At 61.9% G+C, this 23852-nt stretch carries 24 protein-coding genes, 1 tRNA gene and 1 pseudogene; 15 read left to right on the plus strand and 11 right to left on the minus strand.

Annotated elements, in window-relative coordinates:
- Positions 1–46 precede the first annotated feature (46 nt).
- Both E3374_RS03030 and artA read left to right on the plus strand, forming a co-directional pair.
- Entirely contained in the window at positions 47–805 is a 759-nt protein-coding gene (locus E3374_RS03030; protein ID WP_136687558.1) for a VOC family protein, read from the plus strand.
- 302 nt (positions 806–1107) lie between these two features.
- Positions 1108–2106 (plus strand): archaeosortase A, encoded by a 999-nt coding sequence (gene artA / locus E3374_RS03035; protein WP_136687559.1) that lies wholly within the window; start codon positions 1108–1110, stop codon positions 2104–2106.
- A gap of 57 nt (positions 2107–2163) precedes the next feature.
- On the opposite strand, the gene dph5 is transcribed toward artA, so the two are convergent.
- Together dph5 and E3374_RS03045 are read right to left on the minus strand one after the other, a co-directional pair.
- On the minus strand, positions 2164–2955 hold the full coding sequence (gene dph5, locus E3374_RS03040) for a diphthine synthase (protein WP_136687560.1): 792 nt from the start codon (positions 2953–2955) through the stop codon (positions 2164–2166).
- 120 nt (positions 2956–3075) lie between these two features.
- Positions 3076–3921: a hypothetical protein gene (locus E3374_RS03045; RefSeq protein WP_136687561.1), complete on the minus strand. Its 846-nt coding sequence runs from the start codon at positions 3919–3921 to the stop codon at positions 3076–3078.
- Between the two features lie 227 nt (positions 3922–4148).
- Here E3374_RS03045 and E3374_RS03050 point away from each other — a divergent pair, with 227 nt between their 5' ends.
- The 7 genes from E3374_RS03050 to E3374_RS03080 all read left to right on the plus strand — a co-directional run bounded on the left by E3374_RS03050 (position 4149) and on the right by E3374_RS03080 (position 8712).
- On the plus strand, positions 4149–5129 hold the full coding sequence (locus tag E3374_RS03050) for a class I SAM-dependent methyltransferase (protein ID WP_136687562.1): 981 nt from the start codon (positions 4149–4151) through the stop codon (positions 5127–5129).
- Between the two features lie 222 nt (positions 5130–5351).
- Positions 5352–5426, plus strand: a tRNA-Thr gene (locus E3374_RS03055).
- 115 nt (positions 5427–5541) lie between these two features.
- Entirely contained in the window at positions 5542–5748 is a 207-nt protein-coding gene (locus E3374_RS03060) for a YMGG-like glycine zipper-containing protein (protein ID WP_136687563.1), read from the plus strand.
- Between the two features lie 240 nt (positions 5749–5988).
- Positions 5989–7395, plus strand: a complete 1407-nt coding sequence (locus tag E3374_RS03065; protein WP_136687564.1) for a single-stranded-DNA-specific exonuclease RecJ — start codon at positions 5989–5991, stop codon at positions 7393–7395.
- 145 nt (positions 7396–7540) lie between these two features.
- On the plus strand, positions 7541–7810 hold the full coding sequence (locus E3374_RS03070; RefSeq protein ID WP_136687565.1) for a hypothetical protein: 270 nt from the start codon (positions 7541–7543) through the stop codon (positions 7808–7810).
- Positions 7811–7892: 82 nt separating this feature from the next.
- Positions 7893–8258 (plus strand): DUF5783 family protein, encoded by a 366-nt coding sequence (locus tag E3374_RS03075; RefSeq protein WP_136687566.1) that lies wholly within the window; start codon positions 7893–7895, stop codon positions 8256–8258.
- Between the two features lie 85 nt (positions 8259–8343).
- On the plus strand, positions 8344–8712 hold the full coding sequence (locus E3374_RS03080; RefSeq protein WP_136687567.1) for a NifU family protein: 369 nt from the start codon (positions 8344–8346) through the stop codon (positions 8710–8712).
- Here E3374_RS03080 and E3374_RS03085 read toward each other — a convergent pair.
- From E3374_RS03085 to E3374_RS03105, 5 genes are all read right to left on the minus strand, one after another.
- On the minus strand, positions 8709–9605 hold the full coding sequence (locus E3374_RS03085) for a ketopantoate reductase family protein (protein WP_136687568.1): 897 nt from the start codon (positions 9603–9605) through the stop codon (positions 8709–8711). The two genes, E3374_RS03080 and E3374_RS03085, sit on opposite strands and share 4 nt — an antisense overlap.
- A 54-nt stretch (positions 9606–9659) precedes the next feature.
- Entirely contained in the window at positions 9660–9854 is a 195-nt protein-coding gene (locus tag E3374_RS03090) for a hypothetical protein (protein ID WP_136687569.1), read from the minus strand.
- A 70-nt stretch (positions 9855–9924) separates the two neighbouring features.
- Positions 9925–10224, minus strand: coding sequence for a DUF7130 family rubredoxin-like protein (locus E3374_RS03095; protein WP_136687873.1), 300 nt, complete (start codon positions 10222–10224; stop codon positions 9925–9927).
- Between the two features lie 87 nt (positions 10225–10311).
- Entirely contained in the window at positions 10312–11541 is a 1230-nt protein-coding gene (gene metX / locus E3374_RS03100) for a homoserine O-acetyltransferase MetX (protein WP_136687570.1), read from the minus strand.
- Positions 11538–12836: an O-acetylhomoserine aminocarboxypropyltransferase/cysteine synthase family protein gene (locus E3374_RS03105; RefSeq protein WP_136687571.1), complete on the minus strand. Its 1299-nt coding sequence runs from the start codon at positions 12834–12836 to the stop codon at positions 11538–11540. Before E3374_RS03105 ends, metX begins: the two co-directional genes overlap by 4 nt.
- Positions 12837–13184: 348 nt before the next feature.
- On the opposite strand from E3374_RS03105, the gene E3374_RS03110 reads away from it, so the two are divergent.
- Positions 13185–13670, plus strand: coding sequence for a DUF7342 family protein (locus E3374_RS03110; RefSeq protein ID WP_449405154.1), 486 nt, complete (start codon positions 13185–13187; stop codon positions 13668–13670).
- A 1009-nt stretch (positions 13671–14679) separates the two neighbouring features.
- Here the strand turns inward: E3374_RS03110 and E3374_RS03120 are convergent.
- A pseudogene (locus tag E3374_RS03120) lies at positions 14680–15793 on the minus strand (ISH3 family transposase).
- Positions 15794–16032: 239 nt separating this feature from the next.
- The gene (locus E3374_RS03125; protein WP_136687572.1) at positions 16033–17007 is read right to left on the minus strand and encodes an aldo/keto reductase; all 975 of its coding nucleotides are present in this window, start codon (positions 17005–17007) and stop codon (positions 16033–16035) included.
- A 153-nt stretch (positions 17008–17160) separates the two neighbouring features.
- On the opposite strand from E3374_RS03125, the gene E3374_RS03130 reads away from it, so the two are divergent.
- The 5 genes from E3374_RS03130 (at position 17161) to E3374_RS03150 (ending at position 22018) form a co-directional block, all read left to right on the plus strand.
- Positions 17161–18273 (plus strand): pyridoxal-phosphate-dependent aminotransferase family protein, encoded by a 1113-nt coding sequence (locus E3374_RS03130; RefSeq protein ID WP_136687573.1) that lies wholly within the window; start codon positions 17161–17163, stop codon positions 18271–18273.
- A gap of 49 nt (positions 18274–18322) precedes the next feature.
- Complete coding sequence (locus E3374_RS17830) at positions 18323–18592, plus strand: nitroreductase family protein (protein WP_136687574.1); 270 nt, start codon at positions 18323–18325, stop codon at positions 18590–18592.
- 13 nt (positions 18593–18605) lie between these two features.
- Positions 18606–18842: a hypothetical protein gene (locus tag E3374_RS03140; RefSeq protein ID WP_136687575.1), complete on the plus strand. Its 237-nt coding sequence runs from the start codon at positions 18606–18608 to the stop codon at positions 18840–18842.
- A 234-nt stretch (positions 18843–19076) separates the two neighbouring features.
- Positions 19077–21164 carry an NAD-dependent DNA ligase LigA gene (gene ligA, locus E3374_RS03145; RefSeq protein ID WP_136687576.1) on the plus strand — a complete coding sequence of 696 codons (2088 nt, stop codon included), beginning with the start codon at positions 19077–19079 and terminating at the stop codon, positions 21162–21164.
- A gap of 101 nt (positions 21165–21265) precedes the next feature.
- Positions 21266–22018, plus strand: coding sequence for a pirin family protein (locus E3374_RS03150; RefSeq protein WP_136687577.1), 753 nt, complete (start codon positions 21266–21268; stop codon positions 22016–22018).
- A 20-nt stretch (positions 22019–22038) separates the two neighbouring features.
- Here the strand turns inward: E3374_RS03150 and E3374_RS03155 are convergent, their stop codons facing one another.
- Both E3374_RS03155 and E3374_RS03160 read right to left on the minus strand, forming a co-directional pair.
- A complete protein-coding gene (locus E3374_RS03155) occupies positions 22039–22875 on the minus strand; it encodes an ABC transporter permease subunit (protein ID WP_136687578.1) in 837 nt (278 codons plus the stop codon).
- Between the two features lies 1 nt (position 22876).
- Entirely contained in the window at positions 22877–23782 is a 906-nt protein-coding gene (locus tag E3374_RS03160) for an ABC transporter ATP-binding protein (RefSeq protein ID WP_136687579.1), read from the minus strand.
- Between the last annotated feature and the right edge of the window lie 70 nt (positions 23783–23852).

A 23852-nucleotide genomic window follows, 5' to 3' on the forward strand; every position in this document is an offset into this window, starting at 1 on the left:
CACCGAGTCCGGCACGTTTTTCGGCGGTCCACTCGATGGTCCATACATGGATGGAACACTCGACCACGTCATGATGCGCGTCGAAGACTTAGAGGAATCGCTTTCGTGGTATCAGACCCACTTCGACTACGAGGAGAAGAGCCGGTGGGAGGCCGAGACGTTCACAAACGTCCATCTCGGCCCAGCGGACGGTCACGAGGACGCCGCGACGCTGGAACTGACATACAACCACGACGGCCGGTCGTACACGATGGGCGACGCCTGGGGTCACATCGCGGTCCGCGTCGAGGACGTCGAGGAAGCCTACGACGAGCTGATGGACGAGGGCGTCGAGGACTACCGCCCGCCCGAAGAGAATCCGGGATACGCCTTCGTCAAAGATCCCGACGGCCACGAGATCGAGATCGTCGAGCGCGACCACGGCGCCCGCTGGAGCATCGACCACACGATGATCCGCGTCGAGGATGCCGAGGAGGCGATCGGCTGGTACACGCGCGCGCTCGAATACGAGATGTTCCGGCGAAGCGAGCACTCCTCGTTCGCGCTGTACTTCCTCAATCCCGAAGACGCACCCGCGGAAGCGATGTCTGTCGAGTTGACCTACAACTACGACGGCGGTTCCTACGAGCTGGGCGACGCCTGGGGCCACCTGGCGGTCCGAACCGAGGAGGGGACGCTCGAGGACACCTGGGAGACGCTCATGCAGCGGGACGCCGAGGACTACCGCGATCCCGAATCCTGTGACTACAACTACGCGTTCACGAAGGACCCTGACGGACACGAGATCGAAGTCGTCGAGCGCTAGCGAGACCGCGTGAGCGAAGTGAACGAGGTCTTGTTGAAAGTGAACGGTGAGCGTAGCGAGCGAGGTCTCGGCAACAACGAGGGGGAGCGACAGCGACCCGCGAGCAGCGAGCCGCGAGGTCGACCGACGGGAGACCTCGGACTGCACGAGCGAGGCACAACGAAGCGAGTGCCTTGGTTCGGCCGAGCGCGCCCGGTTTGTCGCGGACTTCCGTCACGGGTTTTGCGTGAGCGATCGGGTGCTCTCTCCGCCGACAACGACAAGACCTTTATCCGGAATGACGCAAGGGTAGCCAGACGCACATGGTGGAGCCGATCATCGACGGACTGGCGGCGTTACACGGCTATGCAGGGGAGATCGCGTGGGTCGTACTCGGCGCGTTCCTGGCCGGTGCTATCCTCGAACGGTACGACGAGGACCTCGGGGTCTACGTCTACGCTGGCGGGTGGGTAATCCTGGCCGGGTACTGGCTCGCCTACGTCCACTACTTCGTGTTCGCCCAGAAGTCGATCACCGAGAGCGCGGGCGTCATCGTCGGGATTCCCCTCTCGCTGTACGTCGCATATCTTCTCGTGACCGGGCGCCGCCGTCTGCTGGTCCTCTCGCGAGTCATCACCTTCGCCTGGCTGTTCTTCCTGCCGTTGTCGGCCCTGGCGTTCGTCCGTCGGCCGCTGATCGAGACCACCACTGCACACACTGATTTCTTCCTGTCACTGCTGGGGGATAACTACCGGCTCGGCGACTGGTATCCGGCCCTCCCGACCGGGCTCGAACTCCCCGGCGGTTCCTCACTCGGGGCCCAGAGCACGCTCCCGGACAAGAACTTTCCCTACCGGAACACCTTCCTCTATGCGCCCGACGGCCATCCGGTCACCTACACGATCCGGCTTGCCTGTACTGGCATCGGCAGTATGTCCATTTTCGTCGGCCTGATCGGCGCCGTGCGAGGATCGTTACGGCAGAAGGCCAAGGCGCTGGGCGCGGCTATCGGTATCATCTACGTGCTCAATATCGTCCGGAACGTGTTCATCGCCCACACGGTCGGAACCCAGCGATTGCACGTCCTCCCCGATCTGATCATGGCGTTGTTCTCCAGTGACGACCCGTACATGGTGTCGTACTTCGTCGGTGATCGCATCCTCGCACAGTTTGGCTCCGTGATCGCTCTCGTGGCGATCACCTGGCTGGTCGTTCGCTGGGTGCCCGACGTGCTCCGAGTCGTCGAGGAAGGGATGTACCTGCTGACGCGACGCGAGTACGATCTCAAAGGGGCACTAAACGTCGACGACGTCGAGAACTGACCGTTTCACTGATTCGCTTCAGGGACCGATACTCGCCTGGACCGATGTCGAAGACCGTCACTCCACGGTATTCTCTGCGAGGACGTCCCCCGGCGCGTCGGCCAGCGCGGCAAGTGCGTCCCGCTCGATGTGGTGGAGCGACCCGGGTACGAGCAGCAGGTGCAATGGATCGCCGAAGTCCTCGGTCGAAAGTGCGTCGAGGCGATCCGCCTTGACGACTGGATCGGGGCTCCCTGCGCGGGCCACGACGGCCCCCAGCGCGTCCGTTCGCCACTGATCAGCGAGCATCCCGGCCGCGGTCGCGCCGGTCATGAAGTCCTCGCGGTCGTCGTCGATCGAGATGTCCAGAAAGACCAGCGTGTGTAGGTCACGCTCGCGGTTGGCTTCGATCGTTTCGATCACGCTATCGGGGACCCCCTCAGCGCCGTGAGACCGTTCGAACGGGAGCGTCGTGGCCTTCCCGAAGCGGTAGTTCTGCAGTCCGGTGAGCGAACTCGCGGCCGTCTGGGCGGTCGTCCCGTGGATCACACGCGTCTCGATTCCCCGTTCCTCGGCCCGGAGTCGCAGGTCGACGTGGGTCGTCGAGATCATGGTGTCCCCTGCCGTCAGGAAGACGACCTCACTCTCGCTCGCAGCGTCGAGGATCGGTTCGGGCTGCTGTTCGATACCGACCCGATCACGGATCTCTATGTCCACGTCGTGGAACGATTCGAGATCCGAACGCGTCGTGCCCGCGAGTTGGCTGGTGTAGAACTCCGCGAAGACGCGATCGGCCGCCCGGACTGCGTCCCGACCCGCGAGCGTGATCGAACGCTCGTCGTAGAGACCGAGACCGACGAAAGTGAGCATACCCGTTTTGGGGAGCCTCCGCGGATAAACGAACCGTTCTGGTAAACGTCACCTGTTCGGGCGAGTCCAGTGAGCCACCTGATGAGGAGAGTGGTCCATTGCGATCCGGCTCGCATTTGCTCAACTGATCCGGTAATTGTCCGGGTCGTCACTCGCGATGACGTTGCTACAGCGAGTACAGCGCCAGGTATCCGCGCCGATCTTCTCGTAGCCAGCTTCGAGTCGGGAACCATGCCACTCGTCCCAGGCGAGACCACAGTTCGGACAGGCCTGTGGCAACCCACGGACGGTCGGATCCTGCTCTTTCTTCACATTGCTCAGCATCGATTCGATGCGTTCACTCCGTGTCAGAATCGCATCCAGATCGCCCGGCTGGAGATACTGACGGAATCGTTGCAGGTGTGATTCCAGTAACTCTGTCGAATCCGTCAGCTTCTGGAGTCGATCGTCGTCGGCAGCCGTCTCCTCGTCCAGTCCGAGTCTCCGGTTCTGAGCGGCGAGGTTGACGGTGTAGTATCGCTGGAGGGTTGCGTCGTAGTACGCACGGACGTACAACCGCTTGATACGGTTCTGTACGGTTTCGCGATCGCTGGTCCGGTGGAAAACTTCGTCGTGGGGAACGCAAATGTCTTCGCCACTCTCCTGGTCTCCGGCCAGGAGTCCGATACGCGTGTAGTTAGTGGCCTGTACCGTTCGCGAGGCAGCCCTCAGTAACTTGTCGTCCGAGAGCGCCATCGAGAGCAGGACGACCGCGACGTTGCCGGACAACGCGTCGCTGAAGGCGTCCACGTCACTGAACGATTCGATCGAGATCCTATCGGGCAGTGCCGCAGTGACCGATTCGCGTCGGGTTCGACTCGCTGCGAGGACCACGATACTGGCGCGGAGATCCGGCGAACGTTCCTTGATCGGAGCGCTTGAGGACCCCTCGAACAGCCCGTCTCGCTCCTCGGGCTGGTCTGCCATCCCTTGTCTGACATACCTTATCAGACGATAATAATCTGTTGGCGAGCCCTACCACACTGGAATGGTTCGTTTACGAGTTCGTATTGCCATCTGTCACATTCGACATCACAGTTCGTCTTTGCTGGGTCGTTTTCTGCGTCGAGATGCTGCTATTCTTCGGTTCGTGCCCCAATCGATTCGAGCGTCGAAACGTCAGGCTTACCGCGAGTTAGCCCTGACTCCTGCCCATGTCCGTCCCGTGCGTTCGTGTCCCTCGCGAGGACGGTGAGGCTACCCGGGAGCGTCTCGCTGACGATGATCTCGTCGACGAAGCCTACGAAATCACCGTCGAAGAGGGATCACTGTTCATTCCCGTCACCGACCCGGACGCCGTTCCGACGGAATACGCGATCGTCCATCGTGGGGTTCCTTCCCGTGAGACGCAGACGATGCCCGCCGATCTCCTGGGGTTCGATCCGAGTTACGAACGCCTTGGGGAGATCGTCATCCTCGACGAGGACGATCCCGAGCGTGCCCAGGCGATCGCCGAGGCCGTGATGACCGCCGATCTACCCGTCAAGACTGTTCTCAGCCGTGCCTCGAAGGTCAAAGGTGAACAGCGCGTTCGTGAGTGGGATGTGCTGGCCGGTGACGGTACCGAGACTGTCCATCGCGAGCACGGCTGTGAGTTCGCGGTCGACCTGGCGGACGTGTATTTCTCGCCACGGCTGGCGACAGAGCGTCACCGCGTCGTCGAACAGGTCAGCGAGGGGGAACACGCCTTCGACATGTTCGCCGGCGTCGGCCCGTTCGTGATCCCGTTCGCCAAACGTGGGGCCACCGCCGTCGGCGTCGACGTCAACCCTGACGCGATCGAGTACCTCCGGGAGAACGCTCGAAGGAACGGCGTCGAGGATCCCGTGACGGCGATCGAGAGTGACGTACGCGAGGTCGCCCCCGAGTACGCCGGCTGGGCGGACCGGATCGTGATGAACCTTCCCCACAGTGCCGACGAATTCCTGGACACGGCGGTCGAACTGGCCGGCGACGACACCGTAATCCACTACTATGACATCACTCACGAGGACGATCTCTATGGTCCCGGCGAACAGGCGGTCCGGGAGGCTGCCGGCGAGGAGTACGCCGTCGATGTCAAAACCCGGCGGACGGTGCGGTCATATGCGCCCCACGAGTACAACGTCGTCCTGGATGTTCGACTCCGCCGGTGAGGCGCTCCGATTCGCAATCCTTATTGCGATCATCTCCGCTACAGTGTAGTACGTGTCGAGGCCTGCGATGCGGGCTCGGCAAGCGGGTGAAACGAGCTTGCCGGTGGTGAGCAAATCCGGAGGATTTGCGAGTCTCGACGCACGAGCGAACGAAGTGAGCGATGTGCGCCGGTGGTGAGCGGTTCCGGAGGAACCGCGATCCTCGGCGCGGATGAAGTGAGCGCCGGTGTAGCTCAGACTGGCTAGAGCGAATCCTTCGTAAGGATTAGGCCGGGGGTTCAAATCCCCCCACCGGCTCTTCTCCGGGCGAACGGACGTGAGTCCGTGTGAGACGGCGTGGATCGCGGATGGGACGCGACGATGGCGAGATCTCGAGCATACATTTATCTTTCGCTCGCTCGTCCACACCGATATGGGAAAACGAACCGACAAAGCGTTGAGTAGAGCGAAGTTCGCGGCTATCGGCGGCGCCATCGGCGCCGCGATCGGTGGATTACTCAGCCGGAAGGCTGCCAGCACTGGTGCGGGAGTCGGGGCACTGGTCGGGGCCACAGTCGGGGAGAAACGCGTCGACATCGGGGAACTGGCGGAGAAGGTCACTGACAACTCGGCTGACTGAGACGCTGTGTTCGGCTGATACCTTCTTGGGAGACAGTAGCTGTGCGTATTCGTCTCGGGAACGTGGATCCATTTCCGGATCCTTCGGGCCTCGATCGTGAGATGGACGATCATCGACAGCGTAGGTTCGATCCCTCACCAGTCCTGATCGCCCAATCGTGAGTCGATATTTGCTATAGCGTTATTCAGTTTATTAGTTCGATCCTGGCGTTTTTATCGTGGCGGGACCCAACGACGAACGATGGTTCCCGTCCCGGAACTGGCCGATCGAGCCCGAATCTGTGCAGATCGACTCCGGAGCAGTGGGGAAGTCTTGCTCGCGTCTCACATCGACGCCGATGGGCTGACGAGTGCGGCCATCGCCGCCAGAGCTCTCGAACGGGCGAACGTCCCGACAGAGGTCATTTTCAAGAACCAGCTCGACGACGAGGAGATCGCCTCGATCGCCGTGCGTGACTTCCAGACGGTTCTGTTCACCGACTTCGGGAGTGGACAACTCGAAACAATCGTCGAGTATGGGGGTCGCGGGGACTTCGAGCCGATCATCGTCGACCATCACCAGCCGGCCGACGCCGAGACTCGCTATCACCTCAACCCGTTGCTGGAGGGCATTGACGGTGCGGCCGAACTGTCGGGTGCTGGTGCATGCTATCTCCTTGCGCGCGCGTTAGAGGAGGACCGTGACAACCGCGATCTCGCGAAACTGGCTGTTGTCGGCGCGGTCGGAGACATGCAGGCTGTCGACGGCGAACTCGTCGGGGCCAACCGCGAGATCGTCGCCGAGGGCATCGACGCGGGCGTACTCAGGGAGGGGACAGACCTTGCGCTGTACGGCACACAGACCCGTCCGCTGCCGAAACTCCTCGAGTACGCGGATCGGCCGCGGATACCCGGGGTGTCGGGCGATCAGGGTGGGGCTATCGAGTTCCTCGAATCGGTGGGAATCCCGTTGAAGGACGACGGCGAATGGCGAAGATGGGTCGACCTCTCGATGGCCGAACGCCAGTCCGTCATCAGCGCGCTTCTCCGGCGAGGGGTCGATCGTGGCGTCTCGGCGGACGCGCTGGACTCTCTGGTCGGGACCACGTACACGTTCCCCGAAGAACCCGAAGGGACCGAACTCCGGGACGCGAGTGAGTTCTCGACGTTACTGAACGCGACTGCACGATACGAACGGGCCGACGTCGGACTTGCTGTCTGTCTGGGCGATCGGTCTGAGGCACTCGATCGTGCTCGTCGACTGCTGGCGAACCATCGGCGGAACCTCTCGGACGGTCTGGAGTGGGTTCGCGAACACGGCGTCGAAGTCCGTCCGAACGTGCAATTTTTCGACGCGGGCGACGCGATCAGGGAGACGATTGTCGGAATCGTCGCTGGCATGGCTTTCGGCACGTCGGGCGTCGGTCGCGATCGCCCGATCGTTGCTTTCGCCGAGAAGTCCGATCAGGAGATCAAAGTTTCCGCCCGCGGAACTGCCGAACTCGTCGGTCAGGGACTGGACCTTTCGAAAGCGGTCGGGACCGCGAGTCGGGCTGTCGGTGGCGACGGCGGCGGGCATGACATCGCTGCCGGGGCCACGATCCCGGCTGGCTCCCAGGGGGAATTCGTCGATCAGTTCGGAGAGAGCGTCGCCGAACAACTCGGGTGACCCCCGCTCGCAGTGGCCTGTCGCTACACATAAACCATATTCTGATATATGGAAAATACGCTGATCCAGCGCCACGTCGTAGGGTCCTTTCTCCGTTCGAAACCACAATGGGGTTATAAACGGCCGGCCGATGTACTGGGGAGTGATGTCAGGGAACACGGATGTCGTCGGTGATAAGGAGCGGCTGTTGCTGGGTGCCGGCTTCGCGTTCGGCGTCATGCTGACGCTGGTCGTGCTGGAACTCGTGTTGGTGATGAACGGCACGGTCCCGCCCGGAGATCTTTTCACGTCTCCCGACGCCTTGACCGTCATCGCGGGTATCGTCTTCGCAGGCGTCGTCGGGATCGCGCTGTTCGTACTGTCGTTCCCCGGGAATCGGTCGCGCATCCCGATCGCGGCTGACGACGAGAAGTGACCAGAGTCAGCGTGTTTCGTCCGGGTGGAGTCGACTGCCGGCGACGGTGATTTTTTGCCGGGCCGCCGGAAAACATCTCTCGATGAGTGATTTCGATCCGGATCGTTTCGAAGACAAGTACGAACACTATTTCACCGAACTCCAGCAGGCGTACCGGCAGGCATTCGAAGCGGTGAGCGAGCGCCACGATTCGGATCTGGTTCACGCAATCGATCAGCGGATCCTGAGTGAGAGCGAGCCGTTCTACGAGGGTGGCTCGGAGCAACGCTCCGCGGACGAATCGAGCGGGCAAGGCCCGCGAGAGCACCACGGCGAGTTCAGGATCAAGGTACCGGACGACGCCGTCGAACGGTTGCCGGATCGCGATCCCGAGCGTGTCGAGAGAGTTCTCGAGGACTACCGTTCCGAGATCGCTGCCCAGTTGCGGGACGTCTTCGATCTGGCTTGATCGGTCCCTGGATGTCTCACGCGCTTACCGAGCGATTGTCGGATACCAAAGGCCTAAACGCTCTCGTTGCCAATTTGGCGTAGACATGAGTACCGAGACACAGGACGGTGGTTCCGACCTCGAGGAACGCATCACGAACTTCCTGCGGCGGAACTTCCCGCAGATCCAGATGCACGGGGGTAGTGCAGCCATCCAGGATCTCGATCCGGAGGCGGGCGAGGTAACGATCATGCTCGGCGGTGCCTGCAGCGGCTGTGGCATCTCGCCGATGACGGTTCAGGCGATCAAGTCCCGCATGACCAAGGAAATCCCCGAGATCGACACGGTCCACGCCAACACTGGAATGGACAGCGGTGGAATGGGCGGCATGGGCGGCGGCGCCGGGCCGGGAGATTCCCGGGGCGGCAGCCTGGACGACGCGGATAGCGACGAAGGGCCGAGCGCCCCGTTCTAGATCGGTTCGTTTCTCCCGACGTTCTCCCGTTCCCACGTTTCCAACAGCGCCGCCAACGTCTCGTTTACGGGTGTTTTCACGTCGTGATCGGCCACGTACCCGTTGATCGACGCAACTTCCGTCCGACGACCACGCTCGACATCGCGATACATCGAAGACTCGTTGTCCGCGGTCGCTTCGATTACCGCTTCGAGCGCGTCGACGGCCGCACCATCTTCGAGATCGACGCCCTTTTTCCGTGCAACCCGAGCCGTCTCGCGGGCGGCACGCCGGGCGACGTTTCCCGACGGACCCTCGGTGAGTTCGCCGTTCGGGACCCGCGCCAGCGCGGTCGTGGCGTTGATCCCGGCGTTGATCGCGAGTTTCTCCCACTGTTGCCGGGGCATGTCCGTCGCGACAGTCGTCTCGATCCCTGCCGCTTCGAACGCACCGCCGATCCGGTGGGCCAGCGGACTCGTTCCTCCCTCAGGTGGCCCGAGAACGACTTCGCCACGTCCGGTACAGCGGACGCGCCCGGGTTCGTCCTGGATCGCGCCGTAGGTCGCCGTCCCTGCGAGAATGCCCGCGGAGAGCGCCGCCGAGAGCGTCGCCTCGTTGCCCATGCCGTTCTGCAGGGAGAGGACTCCTTCACAGTCACAGTCCGCTAACGCCGCCCCAGCGGTCGGCGTGTCGTAGGTCTTGACAGTAACGATCGCCAGGTCGGACTCCGCCGGGACAGTTGTCCGGGCCCCAGGCGTCACGTCAGTTTCGATGGCTCCCGTGATGGTCAGCCCCGACTCGTTCACCACCCGGACGTGTGGCTCACGTCCGATCAGTGTGACCGGATGTTCCCGAGCCAGCAACCCTCCAATCAGGCTGCCCAGGCTGCCGGCGCCGAAGACGACGATTTCCATCGGTCGACCGTCCGTTCTCCGGGAGCAAGACGGTACCGGATCCGACGGGGCAACTCACTTCCGGCGGTGTACTTCGAGTTCTCGTGCCGCGTCCCGGACCTTGTGGAGTTCTCGATCCGCGTCATCTCTCACGCTGCCGTGGGCGAACAGCACCGACCGATCGAGTAACGAGGGCCGGAAGCGACGTGTCTCATCCTCGTCGTCGCCCCCGAACGGAGCACGTAGCCGTTCGAACAGACCGCGAAGCATGGTGCTCTTTTGTGATCGAGAGCACAAAACAGTCGGCATCCGTGTGACCCGTGGATCGAACGCCCCCCGTTCAATCCTCCTGCCAGTAATAGATCTCTTCTTTGGGTGCGCCACAGGCCGGACAGGTCTCCGGGATCTCCTCGATATCGCCCATCTCTCCGCAGGCCCAGCATCGCCACATCAGTTCAGCCTCGCCTCCGAGGCCGCTGGCGAGGTGTTCACCGGACATGGCGGCGATCCCTTCGTCGGTCGTGACGTAGAACCCGTGTTCGTCAAAGCCGCGGATCGTGCCCAGTTCGTTACCCTTGGCGTCGTACACTGTGGTCCCGAAGCTGACGTTTGTCTCTTCCGAATTCTTTGCCATGTTCATACACACCATGACCTCCGTGATCATTAACGTTCCCATCGGGTGTCACGAGCTGGCCGGCATGTTCGAAACGAGGATTCACTCACCGCGTCACGGCGAGAAGAGGCTCGTGTGGACGGGCGCGAAGTCGCTCTCGGAGGATGATTCGTCCGTCTCCTCGGTCGTGTCGGTGACGGCCGATCCGTCGACACCTTCCGCGAGGAAGTCCGCGAGCGGTGGGCCGACGTTCTCGGGTTCGACGAGGAACGCGTCGTGACCGTGGTCGGACTCGATGACGTGGTGGGCAGTGTCGACTCTGGCTTCCCGAAGCGAGTCAGCCAGTGACTCGGCCTGGGCGACGGTGAAGTGCCAGTCGGAGGTAAAGGACATCATCAGAGCCTGTCCCTCGAAGGCCGCGAGTGCGTCGGCGTCCGATTCGAAGCCCGAGGCGAGGTCGTAATTCTCGGTCGCACGGGTCATCGTCAGGAACGCGTTCGCGTCGAAGCGGCCGACGAACTTCTCGGCCTGATAGTCGAGATAGGATTCGACGTCCCGATACGGGAAGAAGGCGGCCACGGGCTCCTCGGGGAACGTCCGCTTTGCTTCTCTCCCCGCCGACCGGCGGCCGAACTTCCGATCCATCGAGGCCTTCGAGAGGTACATCACGTGACCGATCTGCCGAGCCAGGGCCATGCCATCCGTCGGTTCAGGGTGATCGTCGCCGTAGTAGTCCCCGCCGTCCCAGTCGGGATCGCTGGTGATCGCCCGACGCTTGATGCCGTGGAGGGCGAGTGACTGTGCATCGAGGCGGGCCGAGGCGGCGATGGTTGCAATCCGGTCGACGTGATCCGGGTGGCGTTTTGCCCACTCCAGGACGTTCATCCCGCCGACGCTGCCGCCGACGACCGCGTGGAGGTGCGGGATGCCGAGTTCGTCCAGGAGCTGGCGCTGGGCTTCCGTCCAGTCGGTGACTGTCACCGGCGGGAAGTCGGTGCCGTAGGGCTCGCCAGTCTCGGGATTCGTACTCGCGGGACCGGTCGTCCCGTAGCAGGACCCGGGGACGTTCGCACAGACGACGTAGTACTCGGTTGTGTCGATGGCTTTCCCGGGGCCGACGATGTCGTCCCACCAGGCGCGTGCCTGGCCGCTGGTGGCGTCGTCGGCGTCAGGATGGGAAGCGACGTGGGCGGAGCCGGTCAAGGCGTGACAGACCAGCACCGCGTTGTCGCCCTCGAAGTCGCCGTAGGCCTCGTAGGCGATCTCGAGTTCTGGGATCGACTCCCCACACTCGAACTCGAACTCGCCGACAGAGACCGTCTCGCGTTCGGCGGTGACCGTCATGTGACTGTTTCTATCCCGTCTTCGAGGTCCGCAATGATGTCTCTGACGTCTTCGATACCGACAGACAACCGGATCATGTCGGGCGCGACACCGCTTGCCCGTTGTTCCTCGGGCGAGAGCTTCGCGTGCGTTGTCGAGGCAGGGTGGATGACCAGCGTCTTCGCGTCGCCGACGTTCGCGAGGAACTGCGCGAGGTCGGTCTCCTCACAGAGCCGCTGGCCCGCTTCGTAGCCCCCGGAAAGACCGAACGTGACCATGCCACCGTATCCTCCTTCCAAGTACTCGCTAGCTTGAGCGTTCGTTTCGTGGGATTCCAGGCCGGGATAGGATACCCACTCGACGTCGGAATGCTCGTCGAGGAACGCAGCGACCTGCGCGGCGTTCTCGCAGTGACGTTCCATCCGCACTGCCAGGGTTTCGGCCCCTTGCAGCGTCGCCCAGGCGTCGAACGGCTTCTGGCCATCCCCGACGTTCCGAACCGCCCGCTGGCGGGTGGCGACGGCGAACGCTCGCTCCTCGAATCGATCGACGAAACTTTCGCCGCCAAGAGTACTCGTTCTTTCTCCCAGCGCAGGGTACTTCTCGGGGTAATTCTCCCATGGGAAGTTCCCGCCGTCGATCACCACGCCGCCGATCGTGGTGCCCGAACCGTGGATCCACTTCGTCGTCGACTCCCAGACCACGTCCGCGCCGTGTTCGATCGGATTGCAGAGATAGGGGGTTGCGAAGGTATTGTCCACAACGAGCGGTGCGCCATGCTCGTGAGCGACTTCGGCGACGCGTTCGAGATCGGCCGTCACCAGCGAGGGGTTGCCGATGGTTTCGAGGTGGACGTAGGCAGTGTTCTCGTCGATAGCGTCCGCGTAGGCGTCGTAATCGAGTGTCTCGACGAAGCGCGCCTCGACCCCGCGTTCGCGGGCGGTCGTCGTCAGATAGGAGTGCGTCCCGCCGTAGATCGAGGAAGCCGAAACGACGTTCTCGCCCGCGCTCGCCAGAACGGTCGTCGTCGCGTCCAGGGCGGCCATTCCCGAGGCCGTCGCGACGGCGTCGACCCCGCCTTCCAGTGACGCCAGGCGGTGTTCGAGCGTCCGGACGGTCGGATTGTCGAAGCGACTGTAGATGTTGCCCTCTGCCTCCAGGGCGTACAGATCCGCCGCGCGATCGGCGTCCTCGAAGGCGTAGGACGTCGTCTGGTGGATCGGCGGTGCGACTGCGCCGGTCTCGGGATCGGGTGCCTGCCCGGCGTGCAGACATCGTGTCCCGAAACGCCGTGGCGGGGGCTCCTGCTCACTCATGTTTCGTATGCATATATCTCGAAGTACGTATAACCAACAGTTACGGCAACATTGCGGAGGGAGCATCGGGTGGTGCGGGATCAGGTGAAGATGGAGGTTTAGTTACAGAGGATATATTCAAAATGGGCAGTGGTGTAGAAATCTTTACACACTCTGAGCTGACCGATCTCGGCATTTCAGTGAGACTCTCTTCTACTGTGATGTGGAAAACTATTCACAACAAAATGTAGGTATAATTTATATATCCACGGTAATCGAGACCCGCCGAGTTAGGTCCTGAGGATTATTCTGCACCACAGCCTGAACTTGTTCTAAAATGTGCCGTCAGAAATGTCGAAATAGCTCTGTATCACTCGAACGCATGAATTTGAACATCTTGTCGAGACGACACCCGGCGAGCAGGGCGGCACGCTCTATTGTCGCTCACCCGAATCACTCGTCGTCGAACAGGTTACCGACATCTTCGACTACGTCTCGACTGACGAACTCGTTACGCGAATCCAAGAGATGCGTGAGCAGCTCACCAAGTATCAGGCTGAATTCGGTATCGACTCTCCTGAAGAGTTGGCCGTCAACCAGACGAATCAAGCCCTCGCCAAATCCGGGTCTCCACAGGACAAGATCGACCCAGAGACGATCCGTGAGTGGAAGACGCTCCGTCGGTACCTCGCATTCGCGAACGCTGTCTTCTCGATCGGCAGCGCCAAGCAGTACCTAACAGTGACCGTCGCTCGACTGACGATAGCGCCCTTGCCTGAGCAATGTGGGATACTTCAAACCAAACGGAAACCCATTCGGGGCTACGGATCGGCCGGCGCTGCAGACGATTCGTGAAAAAGATAGAACCGCTTGCGACAGCCGAACTTGATGACTATTTCTATCCGTGCTTGAAGTCACGCTTGACGATGTGCCGTGTGTGGCTGACGAGGCCCGAATTGACATCCAGTGGACGTCACGAGATGATTTTCGGCTCTGTTAAACTCTTCAACTGATAATAGAATATTGTGGGAAATGATAAGTAAGGAGAATTTTGGTCATTGTTCCCATCGGATTCGAAGATGGAAATATTCGTTATCTTTTGAAATTTCAATGTAACTTTTTCGGTCCCCGACTGCGCGTGGAAGCTGAACTGATCTAGAGTCTGTCCAATTTTCTGTCGTAATAGCAAACGTATAATTCCCGGGCCGATCAATGGTCGTAACGTTCCACATTTCTCCAGAGACAACAGAATTTGTTGTATTCAGTATAACTGTATTATCCCGTTCAATTCGGTATGTGGTCTTCCACGTCTCATTCGTGGGATTGAAAACTCGGACATGTGCGTTCGCATCGCCATCAAAACGCTCTTCAAATGGACTAGTCGTAGCCATATCTGTACTCTGGGGATTGGTAGTCTGTGTCGTATTTATCGCAGGCATTCCGCTACATCCGGCTAAAACGAGACACAGACTTATGAGGAGGGCTCTATGCTGCACACTGTGATAAATTTGTACCGTCAAAAAATATCTTGTGTCTTAATAATATACTTAAGAATATAGTTAACTGTTAGAAATAACATATTCGGGCCCCAAATCTTCCAGGTGAAGTGATATAGAAGTAGGTCCATCAGTAGTAGAAAACTCTACAGTATTCTATTGGGTCTGAAGATGAGAGCAAGATTCAGTACCTCACAAAGCGTCCTCAGATGACTGCTTCTGATGCGTGAGTTCTGTGTCGAAGAGAATCTATTGCCGATACTCTCGAAGTAATCACGGATGAATTGGTGGGGGCTGTCGCTGTCGGCGGCGCTCAGCCGCCGACGTGACAGCGTTGCCACTCACGAAGCGACGTACTCGGTCGGTGACTAGCGGTGGAACCGGTCGTCTGGTGGCCGATTCGCGGGGACGGCCCGACGCACCGCGAGGGCCGTCCACGCAGCCCGTCGAACCATATTGATGAACTCCTTGTAGGGCCACCACCAGAGGCGACGCCCGCCTCGGCGGGGCGTCGCCACGTATTCGTGGTAGAGATACCGCCAGGCGTTCCGCAACAGCAGACTCACCACAACGTACAGCAGTCTCACTGTGGAATCTCGTGTTGTCGTCGTCGCTATCGCTTGCTCAGACAAGCGATAGCTCGACTCGATACCGAAGCGTTTCGAGTAGGTATCGAGCGTCGCGTGGTGTCTCGATGAACGGCGCGTCAGCGGCGTAGCCGTGACGCGCCACACCATTCTCGTCGTACCGTCCATTTAGGTACGTACAGTCGATGTAGACGGGGCTGATGACGTGGCTCCACCCTTTCGAGAGTTCCTGCTGAATCGTCTTCCCCCACTGGATGATCGGCATCACGTAGGCGTAGTTGTGTGCGTAGAGTAACGTGAGATACTTGCTGTCGTAGAATCCACGATCGAGGTAGACGGCCTTGACCTCGGAGTCAAGGCCGTCGAGAACACCGGGGAACTCAGCGAGAACACTGCTGGCGGTATCGCCGTCTTGCAGACGGCGGACCGCCAGCGTATACCGTTTGTTCGACACACGCGCGTAGAGTGTGGCGTAAGCGTGGAACGCGGTGGTTCCGCGCTTTGCTTCGGAGTGGTAGAGGCCGTCTGTGTCGTCTTCGTCACCGTAGTAGGGCCGCAGTGAGGGTCTGCATAGACCCCCACCTGCTCGGGAAGCAATTCGACAATATATCGCCGAAGGAGTGTGTTAGCGACTCGTTCGAGCCGTTCCGGCTCGAACTTCGTCCGGAGATGGTAGAGGATCGTGTTTGTTGATGGCGAGTCTGCGCTGGAGCGACAGAGCGTAGAGACGAGGTCCCGTCGGCGGTCGCGCCGACGAGGACCTCGTAGATATCCTCAGCATCGATTTCAGCATTTGCACCGAGGTCGAGAGCGACTTCCTCGTTGAGCGTATTGACGAGAAGTTAAGGAGCTGGTCCTCGTGGATTTCATTGTCTGCTTGCTTGTTGGAGTGCACATCCTCAGCAAGCAGACGTTCTAACTAACCAGCTTTGTGAGGTACTGAGTATTACTAGCAACGATAGTGAGAGAAGTATATCTCGAACCAGTGTCTGTTCCTCGGGTGATTATTGCGCTGAATTCTGAAGTCTCTATCGTTATTAGTCCAATTTTAGTGTGGTATGTCGTGATCTCCGAACGAATTCCGTGGATCGGAGACGAGGACTAACCGTCGTTTCGCGGGGTTACAGTGCCGGATTACTCCCCGCGCAGGTCCCACTCGTCGAAGCCGAGCGATTCGATCGCGTTCAGCCGGTCGCGTTCGGCGTCCGTGAAGGTAATCTCGCTGGCCTGCAGGTTCGCTTCCAGTTGGTCGATCGTACTGACGCCGACGACGGGGATCGTCGGTTGTTCGCGGTCGAGCATCCACGCCTGGACGAGCGCGTTGCCGTCGACGCCCTTCCGTTCGGCGAGGTTCTCGACGAGTTCCATCTTGAGGCGGTTCTCCGATCGGACGTACCCGTCGGGGATGGGACGGTCGTCGCGGCCGTACGAGCCCTGGAGTGTCGGCGAGTACGGGAGGACGGTCAGCTCTTCCTGGTCACAGTAGTCGATCAGTTCGTCACCCGCCGGGAGTTGCCCGTCGAAGTCGGCGTCGCGGTCGGGGATCATGTACGAGAAGCGTGTCTGGACGGCTTCGAAGCGGGGCCAGCCCCGTTCGGCGGCGATCCGGTTGGCGCGCGCGATCCGCCAGGCGGGTACGTTGCTCGCCCCGAGATGCCGAACGTGACCGGCGTCGACGGCCCCGGCAAGCGTCTCCATCACGTCGACCTGTGGGGTGTCCGGGTCGTCGACGTGGACGTACAGCAGGTCGATCGTCTCGATCCCAAGTCGCTCGCGGCTGCGAGCGATCTCCTGTTCGATCAGATCCGGGTCGAGACTTCGGGGCACGTCACCGTAGCTGAATCCGAGCTTCGTCGCGATCGTCATCTCCTCGCGGAGGCCCCGCTCGTCGAGCCATTCGCCGACCAGCGGTTCGCTCTCGGGCTCGTCGTACCCCTCGACCCACGTCGCGTAGATGTTGGCAGTGTCGAGGAACCGACCACCGGCCTCGTAGTAGCGATCGAGCAACGCGAAGGACGTCTCGCGGTCGATCCGACTGCCGAAGTACATCGCCCCGAGAGAGAGTTCGCTCACCGATTCGCCCGTCGCGCCGAGCGGTTTCGTTTTCATGTCCGAACCGTCGTCGAGCAGATCCAAAAACGTTCGTGCCGTGGGAAGGGCGTGACGATCGAGAGTGGGACGCAATCTGTCCGGTTGTTCGGCGTCGTATCAAAACTACCATGCGTCCCGACTGCGAGAGTCGGCATACGAACGGTGGTATCCGTGACTGAGAAACGCGAATATACCGACGACTACCCCGAGAAGACGCTGTATATCCCCGGTCCCACCGAAGTCCGGGAGGAGGTCATCGAGGAGATGGCCCAGCCCATGTTCGGCCACCGGATGGACCGGATGACCGACCTTTACACGACGATCGTCGAGGACACCAAAGACTTCCTGGACACTGACAACGAGGTCATCATCCTCACGGCCTCCGGGACCGAGTTCATGGAGAGTTCGATCCTCAACCTTGTCGAGGAGAACGTCCTCGTGACGACCTGCGGGAGTTTCAGCGAGCGCCAGGCCAATGTCGCCCGTCGCCTCGGCAAAACCGTCGATACCCTCGAATACGAGTGGGGCCAGGCGGTCAAACCCGAGGACGTCCGGGAGGTCCTCGAACGCAGCGACACCGACTACGACGCCGTCACCTGCGTGATGAACGAGTCCTCGACCGGGGTTCGGAACCCGATCGAGGAGATCGGCGACGTTGTCGCGGAGTACCCGGACACGTACTTCGTCGTCGACGCCGTCTCCTCGCTTGGCGGCGATTACGTCGACATCGACGAGCATAACGTCGACGTGATCTTCACCTCTGTCCAGAAAGCATTCGCAATGCCGCCTGGGCTCGCAGTCGCGGTCGTCAGCGATGACGCGTACGAACGCGAACTGGAGAAAGACAGTGCGTCGTGGTACGGTGGCTTCCAGCGGACGCTGGATTACTACGACCGGAAGGGACAGACCCACTCGACGCCCGCGATCCCGATCATGCTTGCCTACCGCAAGCAGATGAAGCACATGCTCGAGGAGACTCACGACGAGCGTGACCGTCGCCACCGCGAGATGGCCGAGTACACCCACGAGTGGGCACGGGAACACTTCGATCTCTACGCCGAAGAGGACTACCGCTCCCAGACGGTCACCTGCATCGAGAACACGCAGGGGATCGATGTCGCCGAGACCATCGAGCGGGTGTCCGACGAGTACGACATGGTGTTCGCGAACGGTTATGGCTCCCAGCTCGGCGAGAAGACGTTCCGCATCGGTCACATGGGCGAACACACCGTCGAGAGTGTCAAAGAACTGACCGACGCGATCGAGGACGTCGCCGGGCTGTAGGTCGAGTTACGTATTTTCAGGCGTCTCTGTCGCATTCCGGCGGGTTGGAATCGAGACGACCACCAACGCTCATTGCTATTTCCTACCAAGCCCCGGGTATGTCCAGCGAACGACCGACCGCTACGGGCCGCGTGGTCGGAGCCGGTACGTCCTGATGGAAGCCGGCCACGCTGCCGAGAACGTCTCCCTCCAGGCCGAGGCTCTCGACCTCTCGACGGTCGTGGTCGGCGCGTTCCGGGATGACGACGTTCGCTCGCTACCCGATCTGTCCGACGAGCACCGGCCACTGTCCGTCATTCCAGTCGGTCACCGACCGTAAATGGGTGATTGCTGTGTCGGCTCGTTTCATACTCGTCCCGGCGGTCGTCACGTTCGATCATTACGGCCTGGCGCGGGCAGCCGTCGTACTCGGCGCGCTGACGCTGATCTCGGGGATCGCACTGATTTTCGACCGTCGCGGCTGGATCGGTGACGATCGACTGTTCGTCGCCTTGCGGGTCGCTCACGTCATCGTCAGCGTGTTCATGACGCTGGACCTCCTGGGTGCGTATCTGGTGACGCCCGTGTGATACGGATTATTGTCGATTATTTCCGGCTGACACCGACCCGGGGGTCGACGGATACCGGTACATCACGACAATAATCCGTATGAGATGGGGGATCGTCCTGGCCCGGAACGAACCAGCCGTGACGCACAACGCCGAGGAGTTCGTCCGGACGCCAGTTCGCGTGAGTCCGTACTGAACGGGAAGCGGCGAGGCTCATCGAACCATCAAAGGGGGAGCGGCCGCGACAGAGAGATAATGACAGCTGACGTCGGCACCCCGGACGACAATCCGTACGTCGATGATCCACCGACGGACTTCGAACCCCTCGAGGACCTCGACGCCGAGGGTGCCCGAGAACAGGCCCAGAAGTTACGGGAGGCTATCAGGTATCACGATCACCGCTACTACGTCGCAAACGACCCCGTGATCGGCGACCGGACCTACGACGCTCTCTTTGCCCGCCTGCAAGACATCGAAGATCACTTCGACCTCGATCGGGAGGGCAGCCCAACCCAGCGGGTGGGAGGCGAACCGCTGGACGAACTCGAATCAGTCGAGCATGTCGCACCCATGCAGTCGATCGACCAGGGTGGCGAGGTCGCGGACGTCCGGGAGTTCGACGACCGCGTCGCCCGCGGACTCGCCGATGCAGGCTTCGATCCCGAGGTGCGGACGTACTTCTGTGAACCGAAGTTCGACGGCCTCTCGGTGGAAGTGATCTACGAGGACGGCGTCTACCAGCGGGCGGCGACCCGTGGAGATGGCGAGGTCGGCGAGGACGTCACCGAGAACGTCCGGACGATCCCGAGCGTGCCGGGGAGATTGCGGGGCGACTATCCGGACACGCTGACGGTCCGCGGCGAAGTGTTCATGCCGACCGAGGACTTCCAGGCGTACAACCGCGAACGCATCGAGCGCGGCGACGATCCCTTCGCCAATCCGCGGAACGCCGCTGCCGGCACCCTCCGGCAACTCGACCCGTCGATCACCGCCGAGCGCCCACTCGCGATCTACTTCTTCGGCGTCCTCGATTCCAGCGTCGAGTTTGGGACCAACAGCGAGATCTACGAGCGCCTGCCGGAGTGGGGATTGCGCGTTACCCATCTCGCCGAGGAGGTCGACTCGATCGAAGACGCCATCGACTACCGAGATCGGTTGCTCGATCGGCGTGACGACCTGCCCTTCGAGATCGACGGCGTCGTCCTCAAACTGAACGATCGTGAGGCCTGTGAGGCGCTTGGGTCGACGGCCCGCGCGCCGCGGTGGGCCTTCGCCTACAAGTTCCCCGCCCGGACCGAGCGCACGACCGTCCGGGACGTTGTCGTCCAGGTCGGCCGGACGGGACGGCTCACGCCAGTCGCGTTGATGGATCCCGTCGAAGTCGGCGGCGTGACGGTCTCGCGGGCCTCGTTGCACAATCCTGCCGAGATCGATCGCCTGGGCGTCGACGTCGGCGACGAGGTACGCGTCCAGCGGGCCGGCGACGTGATCCCGGAGGTCGCGGAGGTCGTCGACGCCGCGAGCGAAGGGACGTTCGACTTCCCGGAGACGTGCCCCGTCTGTGACAGCCCGGTCGAACGTGACGGCCCGCTGGCGTTCTGTACGGGTGGGCTGGCCTGTCCCGCACAACTCGAACGCGCGATCGTCCACTACGCCAGCCGCGACGGGTTGGACATCGAGGGACTCGGCGAGGAGCGCGTCCAGCAACTGCTCGACGCGGGGCTGGTCGAGGAACTGGCCGACCTGTACGAACTCGGGCAGCTCGATCTCACCTCGTTGGAAGGGTGGGGCATGCAGTCGGTCGCCAACCTGCAGGAAGAACTCGAAGCCAGTCGCGAACCGCCACTCGACGATTTTCTCGCAGCCTTGAACGTCCCCTCCCTGGGCGACGCGACGGCGACCGCACTGGCCCGGGAGTTCGGCACGTTCGAGGCCGTGATGGTGGCCGACCACGAGGAGTTACAGGCCGTCGAGGACGTCGGTCCGAAGGTCGCCGAAGAGATCCGGGAGTTCTTCGAGAGCGAGCGCAATCGCGAGGCGATCGAGCGTCTGCTCGACCACGTCGATCCCCAGCCCTACGAGGTCGCAGGCGGCGACGAACTCGACGGGCTGACGTTCGTGTTCACCGGGACGCTTTCGAACTACACCCGCAGCGAGGCCCAGGACCTCGTCGAGGCCCACGGCGGGTCGGCGACGGGCAGCGTCTCGGGCAACACCGACTACCTCGTGGTCGGCGAGAACCCCGGCCAGCGCAAGCGCGAGGGCGCCGAGAGCGAGGGTGTCCCGATCGTCGACGAGGACGAGTTCGAGGAACTGTTGGCCGAGCGTGGCGTCCTGGAGTGAGCGAGCACCGCCCGGGATCGGACGCTGACGACCGTCGTCGTCACGACCCATTTTGACGCATCCCGCGCTCATATACCCGTCCAGCCTGAATACTGTCTCCAATGAGTCTCGAATCGGCCGGTACCCTTCATAAAGTCCCACGCACGGACGTCTCCCAGAACCAGGGCAAGTTCCGGACGCACTTCAACTTCCCCGGGCGGAACCTCCCCGAGCACGACGACCACGGGTACGGCCCGCTGGCGACCGTCGTCGAGTCGTTCATGGATCCCGACACGCTCATTTCGATGCACCAGCACCGCAACGAGGAGATCATCTCGTGGGTGCCCGCGGGCGTGATGCGCCACGACGACGGCGAGGGGAACAAGTTCGTCACCGATCCCGAGCACCTCTTGGTGATGAACGCCGGCAGCGGCTTCTGGCACGAGGAGCGAACGCTCGCCGAGGACCCGCCGCTGCGGATGCTCCAGATCTTCGTCCGCCCCCACAGCCTCGACCTCGAGCCAGACATCCAGCACGAACCGATCCCTGAGCCGGTCGACGGCGAGTGGCGACACCTCTTCGGCCCCGAGGGATCGGATGCGCCGCTTTCCGTCCGCAACGCGGTCCACTTCTACGACGTCCATCTCGCGGCGGGGGACCGCACCGACCTACCGACCGAGCCGGGGTGGGACACGTACTTCTACGTCTTTGACGGGGCGGTCACTACCGAAGACACGTACTTTGGGCAGACCGAGAGCGGGTTGCTCGTCGACGGAGGGGAGACGACAGTCACTGCCCGGGAGGATACACTGCTCGTCGCGTTCCGCATCCATCCCGACGCACCGATCACCCGTCAGGGGACGATCGGTCGATAACGTCGATCGAGTCGATCCGCTCAGAGATCAGTCGTCTGGAACCGCCAGAACCCGATCGCGAGCGGCAGGACGATCCACGCGAGGACGACGAACCCGGCGAAGACCGGCTCCTGGTACCACGGGGGACTCGCCCCCACGGCCCCCGGCGCGAGCGGGAAGTCACCGAGCAGATCCGGGAGGAACGGCTGGGCGAGGTTCCGGAGCCCGGCAAACGGCGACAGCTGGTTGAACACGACCGCCCACTCGGGCCGCGGGCCCGCCGGGATCGAGAGGCCGCCGATCACGTACCGGATTCCGGTGGGGATGAGCGACCACAGCTGGAAGACGAATAGCAGGAAGGCGCCGAAGGAGCCGCCAGCGGCAATCGTCGTGGACCTCGTCAGCGCCGAAATGCCGAGTGCGATCGCCGCGAAGATCACCCCGATCGCCCAGACGAGGAGAAACGTCCCGACGAGTAGTCCCGCCTCAAACGGCGCGCCCATCGCCGTCGCCACCGCTATCGCGAGGACGAACGTCACCAGGAGGATGGCGGTCGAGATTGCGACACGTCCGATGAAGCTCCCGAGGACGATCGCGTGTCGGGAAAACGGCAAACTCAACAGGACCGATAGCTCGCCAGTCGCCCGCTTGCCCACGATGTCGCCCTGGCTGATGGTCAATGCTGCGATCGGCGCGAGAAAGCCAAAGAGGTTGAGCAGGAAGAACGGGAGGATTCTCGCATCGGCCATGGCGCTGTTGTCTCCGACGAAGTACCCGATTCCGAGTCCGACGAGGCCGAACAGCGCCAGCAGGTAGTACAGCTGTCGTTCCCGACGGGAATCGTCGAAGTCCTTGCGGGCGATCTGCAACCAGCGCATCTCAGACACCCCCCGTGTAGGCGGCGAACAGATCCTCCAGGCTCGCCTCGCTGGTCTCGATGTTTTCGACGGTCGCGCCCGCGTCCTGACAGGAACGGACCACGGCGCCCTTCGCGGGATTCTCACACCCGACTGTAACGGTATCCTCCTCGACTCGAACCGACGTGACGCCCTCGAGGTCTTCGAGGTCCGTCACCAGACCGTCGGGGACGGCGTCGAGGACGATGGCCATCTCGCCCGTCGTCCCGGCGGCCTCCCGGAGCCCGTCGATGGAGTCGACGGCAACGAGATTACCCGCATCGAGGATGCCCACACGATCACAGACGGCCTCGACCTGTTCGAGGATGTGACTCGAGAAGAACACCGTCGCGCCCCGGTCGGCCTCCTCGTGGACGATCTGTCGCATCTGTCGTGCCCCGTTGGGATCGAGGCCGGTCGTCGGTTCGTCCAGGATGAGCAACTCGGGCTCGCCGACTAAGGCCATCCCGAGCATCAGGCGCTGAGTCATCCCTTTCGAGTAGCCGCTGGCGGGGCGATCGGCGGCGTGGGCGATCCCGACCCGCTGTAAGATGGCGTCGGGGTCGTCGTCGGCGTCCTTGGCCTCGACGGTGAACGCGACGTGCTGGCGACCGGTCATCTCGCCGAGTGGCCCGAACTGTTCGGGCAACACGCCCGTCCGTTCCCGAATAGCGACGGTTTCGTCCTGTGCATCCATTCCCAGAACGGTAGCCTGACCGGCGGTCGGGCGGGCGTGATCGAGCAGGATATCGATCGTCGTGGACTTGCCCGCGCCGTTCGGGCCGAGGAAGCCGAACACCTCGCCGTCCTCGACGGTCAGGTCAACTCCCTGGAGGGCTGTGACGTCACCGTACGTCTTGGTGACGCCAGTAAGGTCGATGGCGACCATGCACGCCGTTCCAGGGGAACTGTCATAATCCTGTCGTTCGCGGGTGGCATCACTGAGCCGGATGTGGCGG

The organism is Halorhabdus amylolytica (assembly GCF_004944975.1).
GTDB classification, from domain to species: domain Archaea; phylum Halobacteriota; class Halobacteria; order Halobacteriales; family Haloarculaceae; genus Halorhabdus; species Halorhabdus amylolytica.

Excerpts from the sequence above, each read along its gene's own strand:
- E3374_RS03030 (WP_136687558.1), top strand. The coding sequence starts at position 47 with ATGGATGGAACACTCGACCACGTCATGATGCGCGTCGAAGACTTAGAG.
- artA (WP_136687559.1), top strand. The coding sequence starts at position 1,108 with ATGGTGGAGCCGATCATCGACGGACTGGCGGCGTTACACGGCTATGCA.
- dph5 (WP_136687560.1), bottom strand. The coding sequence starts at position 2,955 with ATGCTCACTTTCGTCGGTCTCGGTCTCTACGACGAGCGTTCGATCACG.
- E3374_RS03045 (WP_136687561.1), bottom strand. The coding sequence starts at position 3,921 with ATGGCAGACCAGCCCGAGGAGCGAGACGGGCTGTTCGAGGGGTCCTCA.
- E3374_RS03050 (WP_136687562.1), top strand. The coding sequence starts at position 4,149 with ATGTCCGTCCCGTGCGTTCGTGTCCCTCGCGAGGACGGTGAGGCTACC.
- E3374_RS03060 (WP_136687563.1), top strand. The coding sequence starts at position 5,542 with ATGGGAAAACGAACCGACAAAGCGTTGAGTAGAGCGAAGTTCGCGGCT.
- E3374_RS03065 (WP_136687564.1), top strand. The coding sequence starts at position 5,989 with ATGGTTCCCGTCCCGGAACTGGCCGATCGAGCCCGAATCTGTGCAGAT.
- E3374_RS03070 (WP_136687565.1), top strand. The coding sequence starts at position 7,541 with ATGTCAGGGAACACGGATGTCGTCGGTGATAAGGAGCGGCTGTTGCTG.
- E3374_RS03075 (WP_136687566.1), top strand. The coding sequence starts at position 7,893 with ATGAGTGATTTCGATCCGGATCGTTTCGAAGACAAGTACGAACACTAT.
- E3374_RS03080 (WP_136687567.1), top strand. The coding sequence starts at position 8,344 with ATGAGTACCGAGACACAGGACGGTGGTTCCGACCTCGAGGAACGCATC.
- E3374_RS03085 (WP_136687568.1), bottom strand. The coding sequence starts at position 9,605 with ATGGAAATCGTCGTCTTCGGCGCCGGCAGCCTGGGCAGCCTGATTGGA.
- E3374_RS03090 (WP_136687569.1), bottom strand. The coding sequence starts at position 9,854 with ATGCTTCGCGGTCTGTTCGAACGGCTACGTGCTCCGTTCGGGGGCGAC.
- E3374_RS03095 (WP_136687873.1), bottom strand. The coding sequence starts at position 10,224 with ATGAACATGGCAAAGAATTCGGAAGAGACAAACGTCAGCTTCGGGACC.
- metX (WP_136687570.1), bottom strand. The coding sequence starts at position 11,541 with ATGACGGTCACCGCCGAACGCGAGACGGTCTCTGTCGGCGAGTTCGAG.
- E3374_RS03105 (WP_136687571.1), bottom strand. The coding sequence starts at position 12,836 with ATGAGTGAGCAGGAGCCCCCGCCACGGCGTTTCGGGACACGATGTCTG.
- E3374_RS03125 (WP_136687572.1), bottom strand. The coding sequence starts at position 17,007 with ATGAAAACGAAACCGCTCGGCGCGACGGGCGAATCGGTGAGCGAACTC.
- ligA (WP_136687576.1), top strand. The coding sequence starts at position 19,077 with ATGACAGCTGACGTCGGCACCCCGGACGACAATCCGTACGTCGATGAT.
- E3374_RS03150 (WP_136687577.1), top strand. The coding sequence starts at position 21,266 with ATGAGTCTCGAATCGGCCGGTACCCTTCATAAAGTCCCACGCACGGAC.
- E3374_RS03155 (WP_136687578.1), bottom strand. The coding sequence starts at position 22,875 with ATGCGCTGGTTGCAGATCGCCCGCAAGGACTTCGACGATTCCCGTCGG.
- E3374_RS03160 (WP_136687579.1), bottom strand. The coding sequence starts at position 23,782 with ATGGTCGCCATCGACCTTACTGGCGTCACCAAGACGTACGGTGACGTC.